Source organism: Commensalibacter intestini A911 (assembly GCF_000231445.1).
GTDB lineage: Bacteria > Pseudomonadota > Alphaproteobacteria > Acetobacterales > Acetobacteraceae > Commensalibacter > Commensalibacter intestini.
Map to the genome: position 1 here is coordinate 393,128 of NZ_AGFR01000009.1, position 16,696 is coordinate 409,823.

General features: G+C 38.1%; 12 protein-coding genes. 8 read left to right on the forward strand and 4 right to left on the reverse strand.

Going from position 1 to position 16,696, the window contains the following annotated elements; genetic code table 11:
* The first annotated feature begins 47 nt into the window (after positions 1-47).
* From CIN_RS08940 to CIN_RS08960, 5 genes are all read left to right on the forward strand, one after another.
* Positions 48-2,918, forward strand: coding sequence for a 2-oxoglutarate dehydrogenase E1 component (locus CIN_RS08940; protein WP_008854763.1), 2,871 nt, complete (start codon positions 48-50; stop codon positions 2,916-2,918).
* Between the two features lie 61 nt (positions 2,919-2,979).
* Complete coding sequence (gene odhB / locus CIN_RS08945; protein ID WP_008854764.1) at positions 2,980-4,191, forward strand: 2-oxoglutarate dehydrogenase complex dihydrolipoyllysine-residue succinyltransferase; 1,212 nt, start codon at positions 2,980-2,982, stop codon at positions 4,189-4,191.
* Positions 4,192-5,031: 840 nt separating this feature from the next.
* A complete protein-coding gene (lpdA, locus tag CIN_RS08950) occupies positions 5,032-6,738 on the forward strand; it encodes a dihydrolipoyl dehydrogenase (protein WP_008854765.1) in 1,707 nt (568 codons plus the stop codon).
* 92 nt (positions 6,739-6,830) lie between these two features.
* Complete coding sequence (locus CIN_RS08955; RefSeq protein WP_008854766.1) at positions 6,831-7,814, forward strand: L,D-transpeptidase; 984 nt, start codon at positions 6,831-6,833, stop codon at positions 7,812-7,814.
* Between the two features lie 463 nt (positions 7,815-8,277).
* Positions 8,278-8,505, forward strand: coding sequence for a DUF3126 family protein (locus tag CIN_RS08960; RefSeq protein WP_008854767.1), 228 nt, complete (start codon positions 8,278-8,280; stop codon positions 8,503-8,505).
* 3 nt (positions 8,506-8,508) lie between these two features.
* Here the strand turns inward: CIN_RS08960 and CIN_RS08965 are convergent, their stop codons facing one another.
* Complete coding sequence (locus CIN_RS08965; protein WP_008854768.1) at positions 8,509-9,069, reverse strand: DUF2939 domain-containing protein; 561 nt, start codon at positions 9,067-9,069, stop codon at positions 8,509-8,511.
* A 314-nt stretch (positions 9,070-9,383) separates the two neighbouring features.
* Here CIN_RS08965 and CIN_RS08970 point away from each other — a divergent pair, with 314 nt between their 5' ends.
* Together CIN_RS08970 and pyk are read left to right on the forward strand one after the other, a co-directional pair.
* Positions 9,384-10,229: an SH3 domain-containing protein gene (locus CIN_RS08970; protein WP_050798408.1), complete on the forward strand. Its 846-nt coding sequence runs from the start codon at positions 9,384-9,386 to the stop codon at positions 10,227-10,229.
* Between the two features lie 86 nt (positions 10,230-10,315).
* Entirely contained in the window at positions 10,316-11,761 is a 1,446-nt protein-coding gene (gene pyk / locus CIN_RS08975; RefSeq protein ID WP_008854770.1) for a pyruvate kinase, read from the forward strand.
* A 44-nt stretch (positions 11,762-11,805) separates the two neighbouring features.
* Here the strand turns inward: pyk and CIN_RS08980 are convergent, their stop codons facing one another.
* The 3 genes from CIN_RS08980 to CIN_RS08990 all read right to left on the reverse strand — a co-directional run bounded on the left by CIN_RS08980 (position 11,806) and on the right by CIN_RS08990 (position 15,512).
* A complete protein-coding gene (locus CIN_RS08980) occupies positions 11,806-13,428 on the reverse strand; it encodes an ATP-binding protein (protein WP_008854771.1) in 1,623 nt (540 codons plus the stop codon).
* An 89-nt stretch (positions 13,429-13,517) separates the two neighbouring features.
* Positions 13,518-14,408 carry a prephenate dehydrogenase/arogenate dehydrogenase family protein gene (locus CIN_RS08985; RefSeq protein ID WP_008854772.1) on the reverse strand — a complete coding sequence of 297 codons (891 nt, stop codon included), beginning with the start codon at positions 14,406-14,408 and terminating at the stop codon, positions 13,518-13,520.
* Between the two features lie 36 nt (positions 14,409-14,444).
* Positions 14,445-15,512: a lysylphosphatidylglycerol synthase domain-containing protein gene (locus CIN_RS08990; RefSeq protein WP_008854773.1), complete on the reverse strand. Its 1,068-nt coding sequence runs from the start codon at positions 15,510-15,512 to the stop codon at positions 14,445-14,447.
* A 157-nt stretch (positions 15,513-15,669) separates the two neighbouring features.
* Between CIN_RS08990 and hpnA the strand changes: the two genes are divergently transcribed.
* Entirely contained in the window at positions 15,670-16,662 is a 993-nt protein-coding gene (gene hpnA, locus CIN_RS08995; RefSeq protein WP_008854774.1) for a hopanoid-associated sugar epimerase, read from the forward strand.
* Positions 16,663-16,696: the final 34 nt, after the last annotated feature.

The window sequence follows — 16,696 nt, forward strand, 5'->3', positions numbered from 1 at the left end:
TGATAATAGTAAATTTGCATAAAGAGTTTTAAGGAACGAAAGAGACAATGGCGGCTAAGGATCAGATTGAAAGTATATTTAGCGGATCAAATGGTGCTTATCTGGCTGATCTTTACGCACAATGGGTTGAAAATCCAGAAAGTGTTGATCCTTCATTCTCTGATTTATTTATGATGCTGGATGATGCACATAATATTATTGTTAAAGACGCCCGAGGAGCCTCCTGGTCTCCACGTCCATTAACAGATATTTTGCATGATATTGATGAAAAAGCAGCCTCTACCCCTCAAAAAACAACTCAAATTACTCATGTGCAAATTGAGGCTGCTGTTCATGATAGTATACGTGCAATTGCATTAATCAATGCATATCGTAATTTTGGACATCAGTATGCGCAACTTGATCCATTAAAACTAGCTCATAGAATTGTAGTCGCAGATCTTGATCCAAAAACATATGGGTTTGCTGCGCAAGATATGGATCGTCCTATTTTTGTGGGGAATAAGGTTGCTTCTTTTTTACCCAAAGAGATCCATACGTTAAGTGAAATTATTGCTGGATTAAAGCGTGTTTATTGTCGTTCTATTGCTTGGGAATATATGTATTTACAAGATTTAGAACAACGTCATTGGTTGATGCAGAAAATAGAAAGTCAGGGCGTTATTAATCTAGCAACTGAAGATAAACAAAGAATTTTACAGCAAATTACAGAAGCTGTTGGTTTAGAAAATTTCTGTCAAAAAAGATATGTTGGTGTTAAACGGTTTGGTCTAGATGGCGCCGAAGTTACTATTCCAGCACTTCATGCGCTCATTCGTCAGGCAGTTCAATATGATGTCCAGTCAATCAGTATGGGAATGGCACATCGTGGGCGGTTAAATGTTTTAACCAATGTGATTGGTAAATCTTTTACAGCGTTATTCCATGAATTTGCAGGAGGCTCTTATAAACCAGAAGGGATTTCTGGTGCTGCTGATGTAAAGTATCATCTTGGATATCGTAAAACAGTTGAAGTTGCAGGGAAAACAATAGAGCTTTCGATGGCATTCAATCCTTCACATTTAGAAGTAGTAGGGGCTGCTGTTGAAGGGCAAGTACGAGCCGAGCAAGATCGTCGTTCAGGTAAGCATTTAGCAGTTATTTTACATGGAGATGCTGCTTTTGCTGGGCAAGGGGTTGTTTATGAGATTTTGGCAATGTCACAATTGCCTGCTTATCAAACAGATGGCTCTATTCATATTGTTATTAATAATCAAATTGGTTTTACAACCGCTCCGGAAGAGTCCTCTTCTGGATATTACAGCACAGATGTTGCAAAAGTTGCTCGTGCGCCAATTATTCATGTGAACGGCGATGACCCAGAGGCCGTTGTAAAAGTAATGCAGCTGGCTGTGGCGTTTAGAGAACGTTTTTCAACGGATGTTGTCGTTGATTTGGTTTGTTATCGTCGACATGGTCACAATGAAACTGACGAGCCTGTTTTTACACAACCTGTGATGACGCAAGCCATTCGTAAGCATGATAATCTTTATAAAGTCTATGCGGATAAATTAGCAAAAGAAGGCGTGATCTCTTTTGTCGAAAGTGAAGCAAATTGGAGTGAGTTCCAAGAATATTTGCAAGAAAGTTATGTTGTTGCACAGAATTATCGTGTGAACGAGATGGAGTGGATTGCCAAAGAGTGGCAAGAAATGAAATTTCGAGGGCAAGATCGTCAGAATTTCTCAACGGCGATTTCTCATGATATAGTACAAAAAATCGGAAAAGCTTTATCTTCTTATGCAGAAGGATTTGATTGTCATCCTAAACTCATCCGTCAATTAGAAGTCAAAGCACAAATGTTCTCAACAGGAGTTGGGATTGATTGGGCAACAGCCGAAGCATTAGCATTTGGGAGTTTATTGGTTGAGGGATATCCTGTTCGATTAACGGGTCAAGATTGTCAAAGAGGCACATTTAGTCATCGAAACGCGGTTTTATTCGATCAAAAGACGCAACAGCCTTACGTTTTATTAAACCATATACAGCCAGAGCAGGCAAAGATAGATATTTATAACTCTCATTTGTCTGAATTTGCTGTGTTGGGATTTGAGTATGGATATAGCTGCACGAATGCAAATGCATTAATTTTGTGGGAAGCTCAATTTGGAGACTTCGTCAATAGTGCACAAATTATTATAGACCAGTTTATTAGTGCAGGCGAAAGCAAGTGGCTGCAAATGTCTGGTTTAGTGATGTTGTTACCTCATGCACAAGAAGGGCAAGGTGCAGAACATTCTTCCGCACGGTTGGAACGTTTTTTACAACTATGTGCAGAAGATAATATGCAGATTTGTAACTTAACGACACCAGCGAATTATTTCCATGCTTTACGCCGTCAATTAAAAAGAAATTATCGTCAGCCCTTGGTGATTATGTCTCCCAAATCCTTGTTAAGACATAAACTAGCCCAATCTCCTTTATCTGGGTTTACTGATCAAACGCAGTTCTTACCAGTGATTGATGAAGTGGATCCAACGGTTACAGATAAAGAGGCTATTAAACGAGTCGTGATTTGTTCCGGTAAAGTCTATTATGACTTGTTAATGAGGCGACTTGAGTTGCGTTGTGAATTGCAATCAGAACAAATTACTTTGGTAAGATTGGAGCAATTTTATCCTTTCCCAGCTTCAGAGTTGGCGGAGATCTTATCTGGTTATCCGAATGCAGAAATGGTGTGGTGTCAGGAAGAGCCAGAAAATATGGGTGGATGGAATTTTGTTGATCGTAAAATTGAAAAGATTTTACGAGAAATGAATCATAAAACAAGTTTTGTGAAGTATGTTGGACGATTGTCAGCAGCCAGTCCGGCGACTGGATTAGCTTCTGTTTATAAGGCAGAGCAAGCGACTTTAGTAGATCAAGCATTAGATCATTAAAAAGCTTAATTTTATTACGATAAAAATGATAAAGACAGCATAAATAAGAAAGTAAGTAATAATGTCAGTAGAGATTAAAGTCCCTCAACTTGGAGAAAGTATTTCAGTTGCAACGATTGCAAAATGGCTTAAGCAACCAGGCGAATTAGTCGCAATAGATGAGGCTGTTATCGAGTTGGAAACGGATAAAGTGAGTGTTGAGGTTGTAGCACCACAAGCGGGGATTTTGGGAGTTCATTTTGTTCAAGCTGGAGATGAAGTGGCGGTTGGAGCTGTACTGACAACAATTGAAGAGGGAAATGCACAAGTTGTAAAGTCTCAAGGCCTAACAGCAATTTCACAGGTTGAAACATCTAAGCGCGTGGAGACAGTTGGTCAAGAGCCTCAAACACATCAACCAATGCCAGCAGCACGTAAAATGATGGATGAAAAACAGATTACTGCGACACAAATCGGACAAGGCACAGGGAAAGATGGTCGTATTACGCGAGATGATGTGGTGAATTTTGTTGAGAGTGATGGGCATAAACTTGTAACTGCACCATCGCCTGTTTCGGCTCGTGAAGATGACCCTCGTGAAGAGCGTGTCAAAATGACAAGGTTGCGTCGCACGATTGCTAGACGCTTAAAAAATGCCCAAGAAACAGCAGCAATGTTAACGACTTTTAATGAAGTCGATATGTCTGCGATTATGAAAATGCGCACAGAATATAAAGACGCATTTAATAAAAGACATGAGGGTGCGCGGCTTGGGTTTATGTCTTTTTTTGTAAAAGCAACCGTATCTGCTTTGCAAGAATATCCTGCGATTAACGCACAAATTGATGGGGAAGATATTATCTATCGTCATTTTGTAAATATGGGGATTGCAATCGGTGGGCCGAATGGATTGGTGGTGCCTGTCTTGCGTGATGCAGATCAAATGAGCTTTGCTGAAATTGAAATGCAGATTGCGAATTTCGCACAAAAAGCACGTAGTAATCAGTTAAAACTTGATGATTTATCAAATGGCACGTTCTCTATTACGAATGGTGGGATTTATGGGTCTTTGATGTCTACTCCAATTATCAATATGCCTCAGTCAGGTATTTTGGGGATGCATGCAATTAAAGAACGTCCGATTGCTGAAAATGGCCAAGTCGTTATTCGTCCAATGATGTATTTGGCGTTGTCTTATGATCATCGTATTGTGGATGGTAAAGAAGCTGTGAGCTTTTTAGTGCATATCAAAGATAAAATTGAGCATCCAGAGCGTTTATTATTGGATGTTTAGAGATTTATCTTTAATTGGATGTGGTCAATATAAAAGGGTAAATAATAGCGTTTTTGGTTCCATTTGCGCAGAATGTTATTTTCGATATATTAACGATCAATAAAATGCTTATCATTCAGGATGAATCATAAAAAAAACTTTTTGTAGCCCTTGCACTATTGGCAATCCCGATGGTTTCTCATACAGAAGGAACAAAAAGGGAAGGAAATATTCTTACGGCTACCACAAAAAACATTTGATGTAGCCGTTATGCCTTGGCTCCAGCTATTGTTCGCTTAACTTAATCGACAGGCTTCACAGAATTATTGATGTCGTCAAACAATGTTACAATGATACAGATGCACGTACTTCTGCAAATGATATTTGTGTATTCGAAGACATGTAGCTGAAAGCCATGGCTGATACATATCGATATAATAGTGAACAAATGGGCGATGATGATCCAACCGTTGGAATAAAATATCCCCCCTGATTCCATAGTATATAGTTATGATTTCAGAACGATATATTTTTATAATTATACTCTACATCAAGCTGATATTGATAATGATCAAGAAATCAATTTAGAATTCCATTATTTCCGAGATCGAGTTAGCGAATTAATTGATGTTTTAAACGCTACATGTAAAAAACTTAGGCAATGGTCCCTCTGGCACCAGGATTGGTATAACCATCACTGGCAACCGCTTTGTTTCCCATTGCAGAGGCAACATTTTTGATAGTATGTTTATAAATGGCTTATCTATAATTAAAGATAAATAATGAAGTGATTGTTTGTATCAATAATGCTTTACGTAGAACGAATATATTGATTCTTATTATTAAAGGAAGGTTACCCTGATGGCTGCGGAAATTATTGTTCCAGTTTTAGGCGAAAGTATTACTTCTGCAGTTGTTTCTAAATGGTTAAAACAACCTGGGGATTCGGTTTGCGCTGATGAAGCTGTCGTTGAGTTAGAAACAGATAAGGTGAATGTGGAAGTTTCAGCACCTATTGCTGGCGTAGTAGGGCAGTATCAAGTTGCCGTAGGCGATGAGGTCTCTGTTGGTAAGTTATTGGTAACTATTCATGATGCAACTGATGTAGGGGCTTTGGATCCCGTTGTTTCAGTTGCTCCTGTTGTTGAGACGGAGGTTCAAAAAGCAAGTTTAGCAGAGGTCACAGATTATGATTTAATTGTGATCGGCGCAGGGCCTGGGGGATATGTGGCTGCTATTCGTGCGGCTCAACTCGGAATGAAAGTGGCTTGTGTTGAGAAAAGATCCACCTTGGGTGGGACTTGTCTGAATGTTGGCTGTATTCCATCAAAAGCTTTGTTATATGCGTCTGAACAATATGAAGCAGTCCAAACTCAATTTGAGAATCTAGGCGTTATTGTTAAAGATGTACAGCTTGATTTGGCAAAAATGCAGGCACATAAACAATCCGTTATTGATGCCAATGTTGCTGGAGTAGAATTTCTCTTAAAGAAAAATAAAATCACGTGGTTAAAAGGAACCGCAACCATTACTGCGCCTGGTCATGTTTCAATAGATGATACAATCGTAACTGCACGTTCTATTTTGATTGCTACGGGAAGCGAAAGTGTTTCTTTGTCAGGAGTAGAGATTGATGAGAAACAAGTTATAACTTCGACAGGAGCATTGGCTCTTGAAAAAGTGCCAGAACATATGGTGGTGATTGGCGGAGGAGTGATTGGTATCGAGTTAGGTAGCGTTTGGCATCGTTTAGGCGCAAAAGTAACGATTATTGAATATTTTGATCGTTTGCTGCCAAGGTTTGATAAAGAGGTTTCTTTGACGTTTGCTAAGATTTTAGAAAAACAAGGGATCTCGTTAAAGTTGGCTCATAAGGTCGAAAAAATTGATAAAGAAGGTTTACAATCCCAGCTAACTATTACAAATGCTGCTGGAGATAAGACTGAACATTTATCGGCAGATGTGGTGTTGGTTTCTGTGGGGCGTCGTCCTGTAACTCAAGGGTTAGGTCTAGAAGTTTTGGGTATTATATTGGATGACAAAGGACGTATTGCGGTAAATACTGAATTCCAAACCAATATTGCTGGAATATATGCGATTGGGGATGTGATTACGGGGCCTATGTTGGCGCATAAAGCTGAAGAGGAGGGGGTTGCTGTAGCTGAGTTATTAGCAGGACAGAAGCCTCATGTGAATTATGAACTTATTCCTAGCGTTGTCTATACGGATCCAGAGATTGCGATGGTAGGAAAAACAGAGGAGGCTTTACAGGCTGAGTCTATTGAATACACAATTGGTAAATTTCCATTTAGTGCTAATGGACGTGCACGTGCAATGAATAAGACGGATGGTTTTGTAAAGATTTTGTCAGACAAACGAACGAATAAAGTCTTGGGAGCTCACATTATCGGCCCACATTGTAGCGAAATGATTGCTGAAATTGTATTGGCAATGAATTTCGGAGCCTCTGCAGAGGATATTGCATTGACCTGTCATGCTCATCCGACTTTGACAGAATCGATTAAAGAAGCAGCTTTGGGAACACAGAAAAGATCAATTCACCTGTAACAATATAAAATCTATTTTCTTTGTTTTGATATTCTATTACAGTAAATTTTCTGTAAATTTATTAAAAAATAGAGTTTAAAGGGGAAGACAGGATGAGGCATCATGTATTTGCGATTAGTGTTCTTGGCGCTTTGGCAATATGGACGCAAATACAAGTGCAAGCAGTACCTACCTCTTTTAATGTGCAGGATGATATTAAAGGGTTAGAGGATACACCTCCTTATACACCTATTCCTGATCCTAATGCTAATCGCTCCTATGTTCATTTTTATGAGTATGCCGACACATCTTTATTTAAAAAAGAACATGAGATACACGGGTTACCATTTTTACCTTCTTTAACGTCGGAGCAAGCTTATAAAGAAGCAGCTCGACTAACTGCGTTGTTGAAGAAATCCGTTCCGAATGCCATGATTTATTCAGAGCAACGAAATCGCAAGTGGGTTCAATTAGCAAAAGAAGAAATGGAACGTAAAGGTCCCCCTGTTAAAAGACCACAATTATTAATTGTGGTTGATAGAAATCCAAAAGTACAAGAATTATGCTTTGTTTTGGCGTTTCCAAAAGGGCAAGGAGAGTGGAGAGCGCTTGGAGGTGGTAAAGTCTCAACAGGAAATACAGGACGTAAACTTTATTATATTACGCCAACAGGTGTTTTTTATAATACGATTGAACGTATAGGCTATCGAGCATTAGGTACTAAAAATAAAAATGGCATTCGAGGTAATGGCGTTAAAGGGATGCGTGTTTGGGATTTCGGATGGCAATGGGCTGAAAAAGGCTGGTTACCTAATAGGGAAAAAGGGCAAATTCGTTTGGAAATGCACGCAACCGACCCTGATTTTTTAGAACAACGCTTGGGACGACCGGCGTCTGAAGGATGTGTTCGTGTAGCTGCAAAAATGAATCAGTTTATTGATCAGAATGGGATTATTGATGCCTTGTATAATCAAGCGGCCCATAAAGATAAGCGTTTTAGTTCTGTTTTATTAAAAAACCGACAGTCTACGCCTTTGGCTGGGGATAAGTTAGTTGTGGTTGATTCATCACAAATACATGATTCGCAAAGAAGCTAAGGACATACAAAGTTTGTTGTTAAGGTTTATCGGGTTGTATTTTACTGAGTAGACGTTTTTATTTTGCTAGTTTATTTTTAGTTCTGTTGGTAAAAAGGGAAGTAGTTCGTGGACCAAAGTATCTCTTTTAAGACTCATGATGCTTTGTAATTGGCTACTTGATAACATATCAGGAGGTCTAACTTGTGTTGATATATGATTGTTAGCAAAGGCGTAGTTTGATTTTGTGCTATTGTGAATATGTGTAATGACGAATATTAGTAACAACATTGGTAGTAAAATAATGCTGTAACGAATAACGTGAAAAGTGTATTTTTTCATATTTTTTACCAAAATTGTATAAGTTAACTAAATAAAGTAAATTGTTTTACTAAAAAATGGCATAATAATGGTATAAAATTAGCAGAAAATTGTTTATATAACTCATATCTGTGAGTATGATGATTAAAGGAGTGCAGTAAAAATGCCAATACAAGCTAAAGAAGCAGAAGTTTTAGAACAGTATTTGCAAAAAAAATTGGGCAGTGATTGTCTTAAAGTTATTTTGCCAAAGCGTTCCGGGCAACCCGTAGAATTATATGTTCAAAATGGTAAGAACTTAGAATCCATTGGTACTGTATATCGTGACGAAGATGAGGGAGAAGTTTCTTATGCGATTTCTTTGACGATATTAGAAGAAGATTTGACATAAATTTTATAGATTTGATTGTTGAAAAAATTGGAAAGTACGTTGTTCAGAGAATTTAAAAGATGTTACTTTCCATCTCCAATGTTGTAGCTGCATAGTCATTTGAATAGGATCTTTTTGTTCTCCAGGAGTGATAATATTCGCCTTTAAATAGGTAGGAGACATAAAGTGAATATGTGTGTCCATAAAAGATTGTAATAAAGCCGCCATTATAGATAAATGTTGTTGCGAAGAATCTTCTTTTATTTGATTAATAAATCGTGTGAGATTTTCAGGTGTTACATGGAGATCTACAGCATTTGAAATGGCAGTCGTCGCAAAAGAGTTTCCAAAGTCAGGAAGTTCGTCATTAGTTGTGGGAGTGCTTTGGATGCTGTGTGCAAGGTCTGTTTGCAAATTTGTTTTGATGGCCTGCCAATCTAGGTAAGTTAATAATTGTTTTGTATCATGCGTTTGCATTGCTTTTGAAATAGACCATAGGGTCATGTAGGGGTAAGTCATATAAAACCCACCTAAAAAAGCAAAGATAAAGAAAAAATTCCATTTTTTTGAAAATAAAAAACGCATGCATTACTCCTTTAAAATTAAATTCTATCATTTAAACATGCTAACATAAAATCAATAAATGAAATTTTCATAGCAAATATCTATTAATGAGCTACGATATAGCCAAAATATAAACATTTTCTTATTATAAGGCAAAATGAACGAGATGAATATTGTTTTTGTAAAAGAGAGAGTTTCTCATTTGTAGAGTGTTTATATAAATAATCTTAAGATGGAATATTAACATTAGCGCGTTTTTATATTATGAATATAAAAGCTATTAAATTATTTATTTATTTCGAAGTAAAATTTATATCTTTGAAAGATAGAATCGTATGAAATATTGTTTTTCTAAATTATTGATGTCTAAAAATCTGAGTCGGCATAAAGTTAGTACATGTTTTTTAGGGGGAGTTTTGGCTTTAGGGTTTGCTTTCCCTTTATCTGGATATGCACAAACTCAACAAGAAAAACAATATGCACCCAGTGTTGCACCTAATAAAGCTTCTCTTCTTGCTTCAGGATCAGTTCAAACCTTACCACCACAAAGTGGGAATCTTCCTGTTGTTAATGGTACAGGTCAAGTCGTTCCAGCCACCCCTGATGCGTCTGAACAAGGAGCAGTAACAAAGAAACCACTACCTTATTTTGCGTCCTTACGCTCTGATGAGGTCAATATGCGTGCAGGGCCAGGGGCTCGTTATCCTGTAATTTGGACGTATCATCGTCGTGGAATGCCAGTTAAAATAATTCGTGAGTTTGATATCTGGCGTTTAGTAGAAGATGCTGATGGGCAAAAAGGATGGATACAGCAAGCTATTTTGTCTGGAGGTCGTTCGTTTTTGATTTCAGGTGCGCCTTTGTCTACTGGACAAGAAATGGCTGGCTCAGAAAATAAAGATGCCGATAAAAAGAAAACAGAGCATATGGACAGCCGTATTGTTGGATATATTGCGGATGCTCAATCCATACAATCTGGAAAAAATAGCATTATTCTTAGATCTGAAGCAAAAGATACAGCAACTCCTGTGGCGGTTTTAAAGCCTGGGGTTGTTGGAAGTATTAAAGAATGTCCAGCAGGTTCAGATTGGTGTAAAGTTGCAATTAAGGGGTATAATGGCTGGATACCTCGAAACAGTTTTTGGGGAATTATGCCTCAAGAAGTGATAGAAGCACATTAGGTTATTTGAGAATCAATTTTTATCTATGATCGCGGTGAAACGCAAAATAGTTGATTCATTAATTTAGAATATAAGGAATTAGATACATGGAAGATAAAGCTAGCTTGTTAAGAGGTCGTCGCACTAAAATTGTTTCTACTTTAGGGCCAGCATCTTCGACAAAAGAAATGATCAGAACATTGTTTTTTGCCGGTGTTGATGTTTTTCGTTTAAACTTCTCTCATGGTTCTCATGAAGAGCAAGGTGCACGATATAACATTATTCGTGAACTTGAAAAAGAAACAGGTAAAGTCATTGGTGTTCTTGCCGATATTCAAGGACCTAAATTACGCGTTGGTGACTTTGCTGAAGGTAAAGTGACTTTAAAAACAGGCGCAACATTTCGTTTGGATCTAGATAAAGAACTTGGAACAGATAAACGCGTTTGTTTACCACATCCAGAAATTATCAACAGTGCAGAACCTGGGTGTCGTTTGTTGCTAGATGATGGCAAACTTTGTTTGATTGTTCGTAAAGTTGGTAAAGATTTCTTAGAAACTGAAGTTGTTGTTGGTGGCGCTTTGTCAAATCATAAAGGGGTTAACGTTCCTGATATGGTATTGCCAATTCCAGCATTAACAGAAAAAGATCATAAAGATCTTAAGTTTGCATTGGAATTAGGGGTTGATTTCATTGGTCTTTCTTTTGTTCAACGTCCAGAAGATGTTCAAGAAGCAAAAGATATTTCTAATGGTCGTGCATGGATTGTGACCAAAATGGAAAAACCACAAGCAATGCAAAACATTGATGCTATCTTAGAATTGACAGATGGTGTGATGGTTGCTCGTGGTGATCTTGGGGTTGAAATGCCTCCTGAAGAAGTTCCATTGGCTCAAATTAAAATCATCCGTAAAGCTCGTAGCTTGGGCAAACCAGTAATCGTGGCAACTCAAATGTTGGAAAGCATGATTTCGTCTCCAACACCAACACGTGCAGAAGCTTCTGATATTGCAACCGCTGTGTTTGAAGGTGCGGATGCCGTGATGCTTTCAGCAGAAAGTGCTGCTGGTCAATATCCAAAAGAAGCTGTAAGCATCATGGATCGTATCATTAGTCGTGTTGAAAAAGATGAAGAATGGCGTAAGCTTATGGAAGCAACACGTGAAGAACCTCATCACAATGTTGCAGATGCGATTGTTGCTGCTGCTCAAACAATTTGTAATACGTTGGCAACACCTGCTGTTGTTGCGTTTACAAGAAGAGGTAAAACCGCACAACGTATGTCCAGAGAACGTCCAAATTCAATGATTTTTGGGGTAACACCAACATTAGAAGCTGCTAGAAAATTAGCATTAGCTTGGGGTGTTCATCCTTATCATTCAGTGACAGTTGATAATCCAGCTTGTAGCGTTGAAGATATGGTTGCAGAAGCTTCTCGTATTGTGAAAAGCTATAAAGTTGTGACAAAAGGGGATCATATGGTTGTGATCGCTGGTATGCCTTTTGGTCAAGCAGGTAGCACGAATCTTATTCGTGTTGTTGATGTTGAATAATATTTAACAAACGTAAGGGGAAGATTTATTCTTCTCTTTACGACTTACGTTTTACTTCTGGCGTTTTCCATTGCTTTGATACAATCAGCCAACATAGTATGTGTAATTGGTTTTCTAATAACAAAACTCTGCGCATTAATAAATTTTTTCAACTTGCTTGGTGTTTCTTCGTATCCTGTAATAAATAAAATAGATATTTTAGGGCAGATTTGCTGAATCGCGTCTATAAATTCTTCTTTTACATCTGGTAAAAGACGGATATCAATAGCAACAAAATTGAAAAAACCATCATTTTTTAAAAGTGCAAGTGTTTCTTTTCTAGTTTGAGCAATCGCCATGGAGTAACCTAAATCTTCTAAGTTTTCACTTAGCAGCATACATAAGTGACTATCTTGTGAAATTAGCAGTGCTTTATATATTTTTGCTTTTTCATGATGATTATCCAATGTTTGTATCATTAAAGGGCGATGATAGCGTGGCAAATAAAGGCTGACAGTCGTTCCTTTATGAGGGTGGGAAATAATGCCTAAATGTCCGTTAGATTGTTTCGTAAATCCATAAGCCATTGACAATCCAAGCCCAGCCCGTTTACCTAAAGGCTTAGTTGTAAAGAATGGGTCTGTTGCTCTGCTGATCATCTCTGGAGGCATGCCTTCGCCATTATCTTCAATCATAATGACAATATAATCATCAGGTTTAATGAATTGGCGCAGAGGATTCGTGGAGGTAATGGTTATATTCTGTGTGGTGATTAAAATATGACCGCCTGAAGAGTGAATAGATTCACAAGAATTTTTAAAAATATGAAAAAGGGCATTCTTTAAGTGTTCAGGGTCGCAGAAAATAGACCAGATCATAGGTTCTAGCTGGATCTGTATATTAATAAGCTGTTTAATGCTGTCTTCTTTAATAAAATTATAAAAGGTATCCAGCAATGCTTTTATGGTATGGTTGGGATCAATTACATGTGGAATTAAAGTTTGTCGTCTTGAAAAAGAGAGTAGCTGATGAGTGATCTCTGTGGCTTTGGTTGCGGCTTTTTGTGCAGCTTCAATATAAGAAGGCAACATATTAAGTTTGCTTTGATCAATACGCATCTGCATGAGTTCTAAGTTGCCAATAATTCCTGCGAGTAATGTATTAAAATCATGTGCCAATCCACCAATTAATTGTTCAATAGTTTGGGTAGATGAAGGGACTGTTGGTTCCTTGATATGTGTGATCATACTTAACATGCCTTGTACGAGGTTATGATCGTCAAGGATTGGGCTGAAAGTAACCTCAATTTGTGTATTGGTTAAGTGTTGGTTATCAAGTCCTGGAATATGGTAGTCTGTCGTATATTTAATGGTTTCTTTTTGATAAATAGAGCTGACAATTTGGTTGAAATAAGCTTTACGTTCTGGCCATACATCCATTAACGGTCTGCCTAATAAAGCAGGATGTTTAGAACCAATCAGCTTTGCATAAGCATCATTATATAAAGCAACATTTCCTTTTCCCCAATAAATCACCATGGGTAATGAGGTATCTAATACTAAAGATAAAATGATTTTTAAATTAGCAGGCCACGAATTTTGAGCGCCTAAAGAAGTTCCGTTCCAATCAAAGCTGTTAATCAGTTGTTTTACCGTTAAAGGCTCTGGAACGGAGGGGGTGTGTGTCATTACAATAACCTTATTCTTTTGTATTTCAGAATAATACAGAACTAAAGTAAAGGATAAATGGATCTGGTGATAGTATATTCTTTAGTTTGCTACTGCACTTGTTTGTTATCGATCAGAGATTTTCGGATACGACGCCCTTTTTGTATGGTCTCAGTAATATAGTCTTCATCTTTCCAGCGAATAGCTTTGGCCATGGCTTGGGCATCTTCGGTAAAACGTGCGAGCATTTCTAAAATCGCTTCACGATTATTGATAAAGACATCACGCCACATGGTGGGGTCGGAAGAAGCCACGCGAGTGAAGTCTCTGAAACCAGAAGCTGCATAGTCTAAGACTTCAGATCTTGTTTCTTCTTCTAAACTATCAGCGGTATTACAAATGGTAAATGCAATTAAATGTGGTAAGTGACTGACGATTGCACAGACTTTATCATGATGTTTTATGGCTAAGATCCGTGTGTTTGCGCCCATTGTTTGCCAAAAAGTCGTAATTTTATTGATCCCTTCTTGGGATGTGTTGGCAGTTGGGGTAATTAAGCACCAGCGATTTTCAAATAATGTATCAAATCCAGCATCGGGTCCAGAAAATTCAGTGCCAGCCATAGGATGAGCAGGAACAAAAATAATATCTGGGGTAAGGTGCGGTTCAATGGCAGCAATGACAGAGGCTTTGGTTGATCCTGTATCTGTTAGGATGGCTCCTTTTTTCATATAAGGGATAATTTGTTTTGTAACTTCCTCCATAGCACCAACAGGAATGGCGAGGACAACGCAGTCTGCATTTTCTACAGCTGACTTTGGATCGAAACAAACTTCATCTGCGATTTGTAGTTCTTTAACGCGATTACAGACGTCTGGATTACTATCATAAGCAACGCTGTGGGTCGCGATTGAGCGATCTTTTTTAATACGTCTTAAAATAGAAGAGCCAATAAGGCCAGGCCCGATAACAGTAACGCAATTAAAGATAGGTGTGTTCATGATATATAATCGATATTAAAAGTTGAAAATAAAAATTTAATTGGGGGTGATCTCGAGTTTAGCTTCTTTTTCTGGGTTCTTACGCAAATATCGAATTTCACCTAATTGCCATAACAGTAAGACTGGAATGCCGATAATAAGATCGCGGGCGCGACGTAAGATTGAAAGGCCAAAAGATAGTGATGGGTCGATACCAAAGATAGCGCCAATAATAACATAAGCCCCTTCTTGTATGCCCATATTGGCAGGGACTAAGAAACCAATGGATAAAACAACACAGACAAGGGCTTCAATGGTAATTGCTTCAAGTAAGCTAATATCTGCCCCTAAGAAATGATAACACATCCACGTGCCAATGCCACTGCCTATCCATCCTGCGAGGTGGACTAAGCAACTGATCGCGACTCTTTTAGGATGAGCCCAGATTTGATCTAAAGCTTCTTGTAGTGCATCTGCACTAGAAACGATTTTTCCGCTCCATTGTTGTGCAATATTAGAGCTTAATGAATTAACAATCTTACGAAAAAATAGATTTCCTTGTCTTTGTGTCCAAATAAAAGGAACTAAACCACAAATTAATAGAAGAACTCCAAAAATAATGAACCATTTTAGGTTGATTTGAGTTCCAAACATATGGATATCTTGTAATTGCGTATGATAACCGCCGACTAAGAGTGTCGTAATGCCAATGATAATAAAGACGACTTGTCCCAATGTTTCTGTGGTAATATCAACGATATTAGAGCTAATTCCTTGTGCTGTGGAGAGGTCGGCAGGGTTTTTAATATATCGATAGTCTTTGAAACAAACAGCACGAACCCCAAGAACGATTCCTCCGATTTGAGAAAAGGGAAGGCAGGTTGCGCCAGCTTCTCTTAGATTCCTGGCCCAAAAAAGTCGTATAACTCCTAAAGCTGGACAAATTGTATGCCAAGCCCAACTCAGGACGACAATAATTAAAAGTTGCCATGCACATAAAATTAAAAGGTTGCCAAATCCAATTGAAAAGACAGATTTAAAAATACTATCTGCCCCGATCCAAGCCGCGCCACCTATAATGAGGCTGAGCCCCAGAAAAAAGAGTATAATTGAAATTTTTTTCAAAACAGACCGTGTATCTTTTAAAAAGAGAAATTATTATTTCGTTGAATGGTATCCATAGTAATTATATGTGAAATCCATTACAATATATTTCGACGTAATTTTGAATAGCAGATTCAGCGTTATATGGGAAATTTTTATATTTAGATCAGGGGGATTTATGGTTGCCTCAACATTTGTTACTGGGGTTACAGGTTTCGTAGGTTCAGCAGTTGCACGTAAATTAATTGAACGAGGACACAGCCTAAAACTGTTAACGCGTTCAACGAGTGATAAAACGAATTTACAGGGACTGGATGCAGAAATTGTTGAGGGAGATTTATTAAATCCAGAAGCTTTTGAAGAGTCCTTGAAAGGGTGTAAATATCTTTTCCATGTTGCAGCAGATTATCGTCTATGGGTTCCAGATCCTGCACGTATGATGCAAATTAACGTCGAAGGAACTCGTCGTTTAATGCTAGCTGCCCAAAGGGCAGGCGTTGAAAAAATTGTTTATTGCTCTTCTGTTGCTGCCTTGGGGTTGATTGGCGATGGGAGTATTGCTGATGAAAACACCCCTGTGCATAAGATTATTGGTGTTTATAAACAGTCTAAATATGAAGCAGAACAAGCAGTTTTGAAGTTAATTAAAGAGAATCAACTGCCTGCAGTTATTGTTAATCCTTCTACACCGATTGGCCCCAGAGATATTAAACCAACACCAACAGGGCAGATGATCTTGGACTGTGCAAAAGGGAAAATGCCTGCTTATGTGGATACGGGGTTAAATATTGTTCATGTGGATGATGTTGCCGAAGGACATTTGTTGGCGTTAGAAAAAGGTGTGATTGGCGAGAAATATATTCTTGGAGGAGAAAATATGTCTCTCTGTGACTTTTTTGCCATGACAGCTAAGATTGCGAATGTAAAACCGCCTTTAATGCGTTTGAATCAAAAGGTAATTTGGCCAGTAGCGATAGTTTCTGAGTGGATGGCTAATCGATTTAATATTCAACCCAGAGTAACGCGTGAAATGCTGATGATGTCTTATAAAAAGATGTTTTTTTCTTCTGCTAAAGCTGAAAAAGGGTTGGGATACAAGCATCGTCCCGCACATGAGGCTATTAAAGACGCAGTCGATTGGTTTCATCAACAAGGCTATGTTCGCAAGTAGATTCATTTAAAAAAATATATTAACATAATTTTAA

Bases quoted from the DNA above. Each gene is read 5' to 3' on its own strand.
- CIN_RS08965 (WP_008854768.1), bottom strand. From the start codon at position 9,069: ATGCGTTTTTTATTTTCAAAAAAATGGAATTTTTTCTTTATCTTTGCT.
- CIN_RS08985 (WP_008854772.1), bottom strand. From the start codon at position 14,408: ATGAACACACCTATCTTTAATTGCGTTACTGTTATCGGGCCTGGCCTT.
- CIN_RS08970 (WP_050798408.1), top strand. From the start codon at position 9,384: ATGAAATATTGTTTTTCTAAATTATTGATGTCTAAAAATCTGAGTCGG.
- CIN_RS08960 (WP_008854767.1), top strand. From the start codon at position 8,278: ATGCCAATACAAGCTAAAGAAGCAGAAGTTTTAGAACAGTATTTGCAA.
- odhB (WP_008854764.1), top strand. From the start codon at position 2,980: ATGTCAGTAGAGATTAAAGTCCCTCAACTTGGAGAAAGTATTTCAGTT.
- CIN_RS08955 (WP_008854766.1), top strand. From the start codon at position 6,831: ATGAGGCATCATGTATTTGCGATTAGTGTTCTTGGCGCTTTGGCAATA.
- lpdA (WP_008854765.1), top strand. From the start codon at position 5,032: ATGGCTGCGGAAATTATTGTTCCAGTTTTAGGCGAAAGTATTACTTCT.
- CIN_RS08940 (WP_008854763.1), top strand. From the start codon at position 48: ATGGCGGCTAAGGATCAGATTGAAAGTATATTTAGCGGATCAAATGGT.
- pyk (WP_008854770.1), top strand. From the start codon at position 10,316: ATGGAAGATAAAGCTAGCTTGTTAAGAGGTCGTCGCACTAAAATTGTT.
- hpnA (WP_008854774.1), top strand. From the start codon at position 15,670: ATGGTTGCCTCAACATTTGTTACTGGGGTTACAGGTTTCGTAGGTTCA.
- CIN_RS08980 (WP_008854771.1), bottom strand. From the start codon at position 13,428: ATGACACACACCCCCTCCGTTCCAGAGCCTTTAACGGTAAAACAACTG.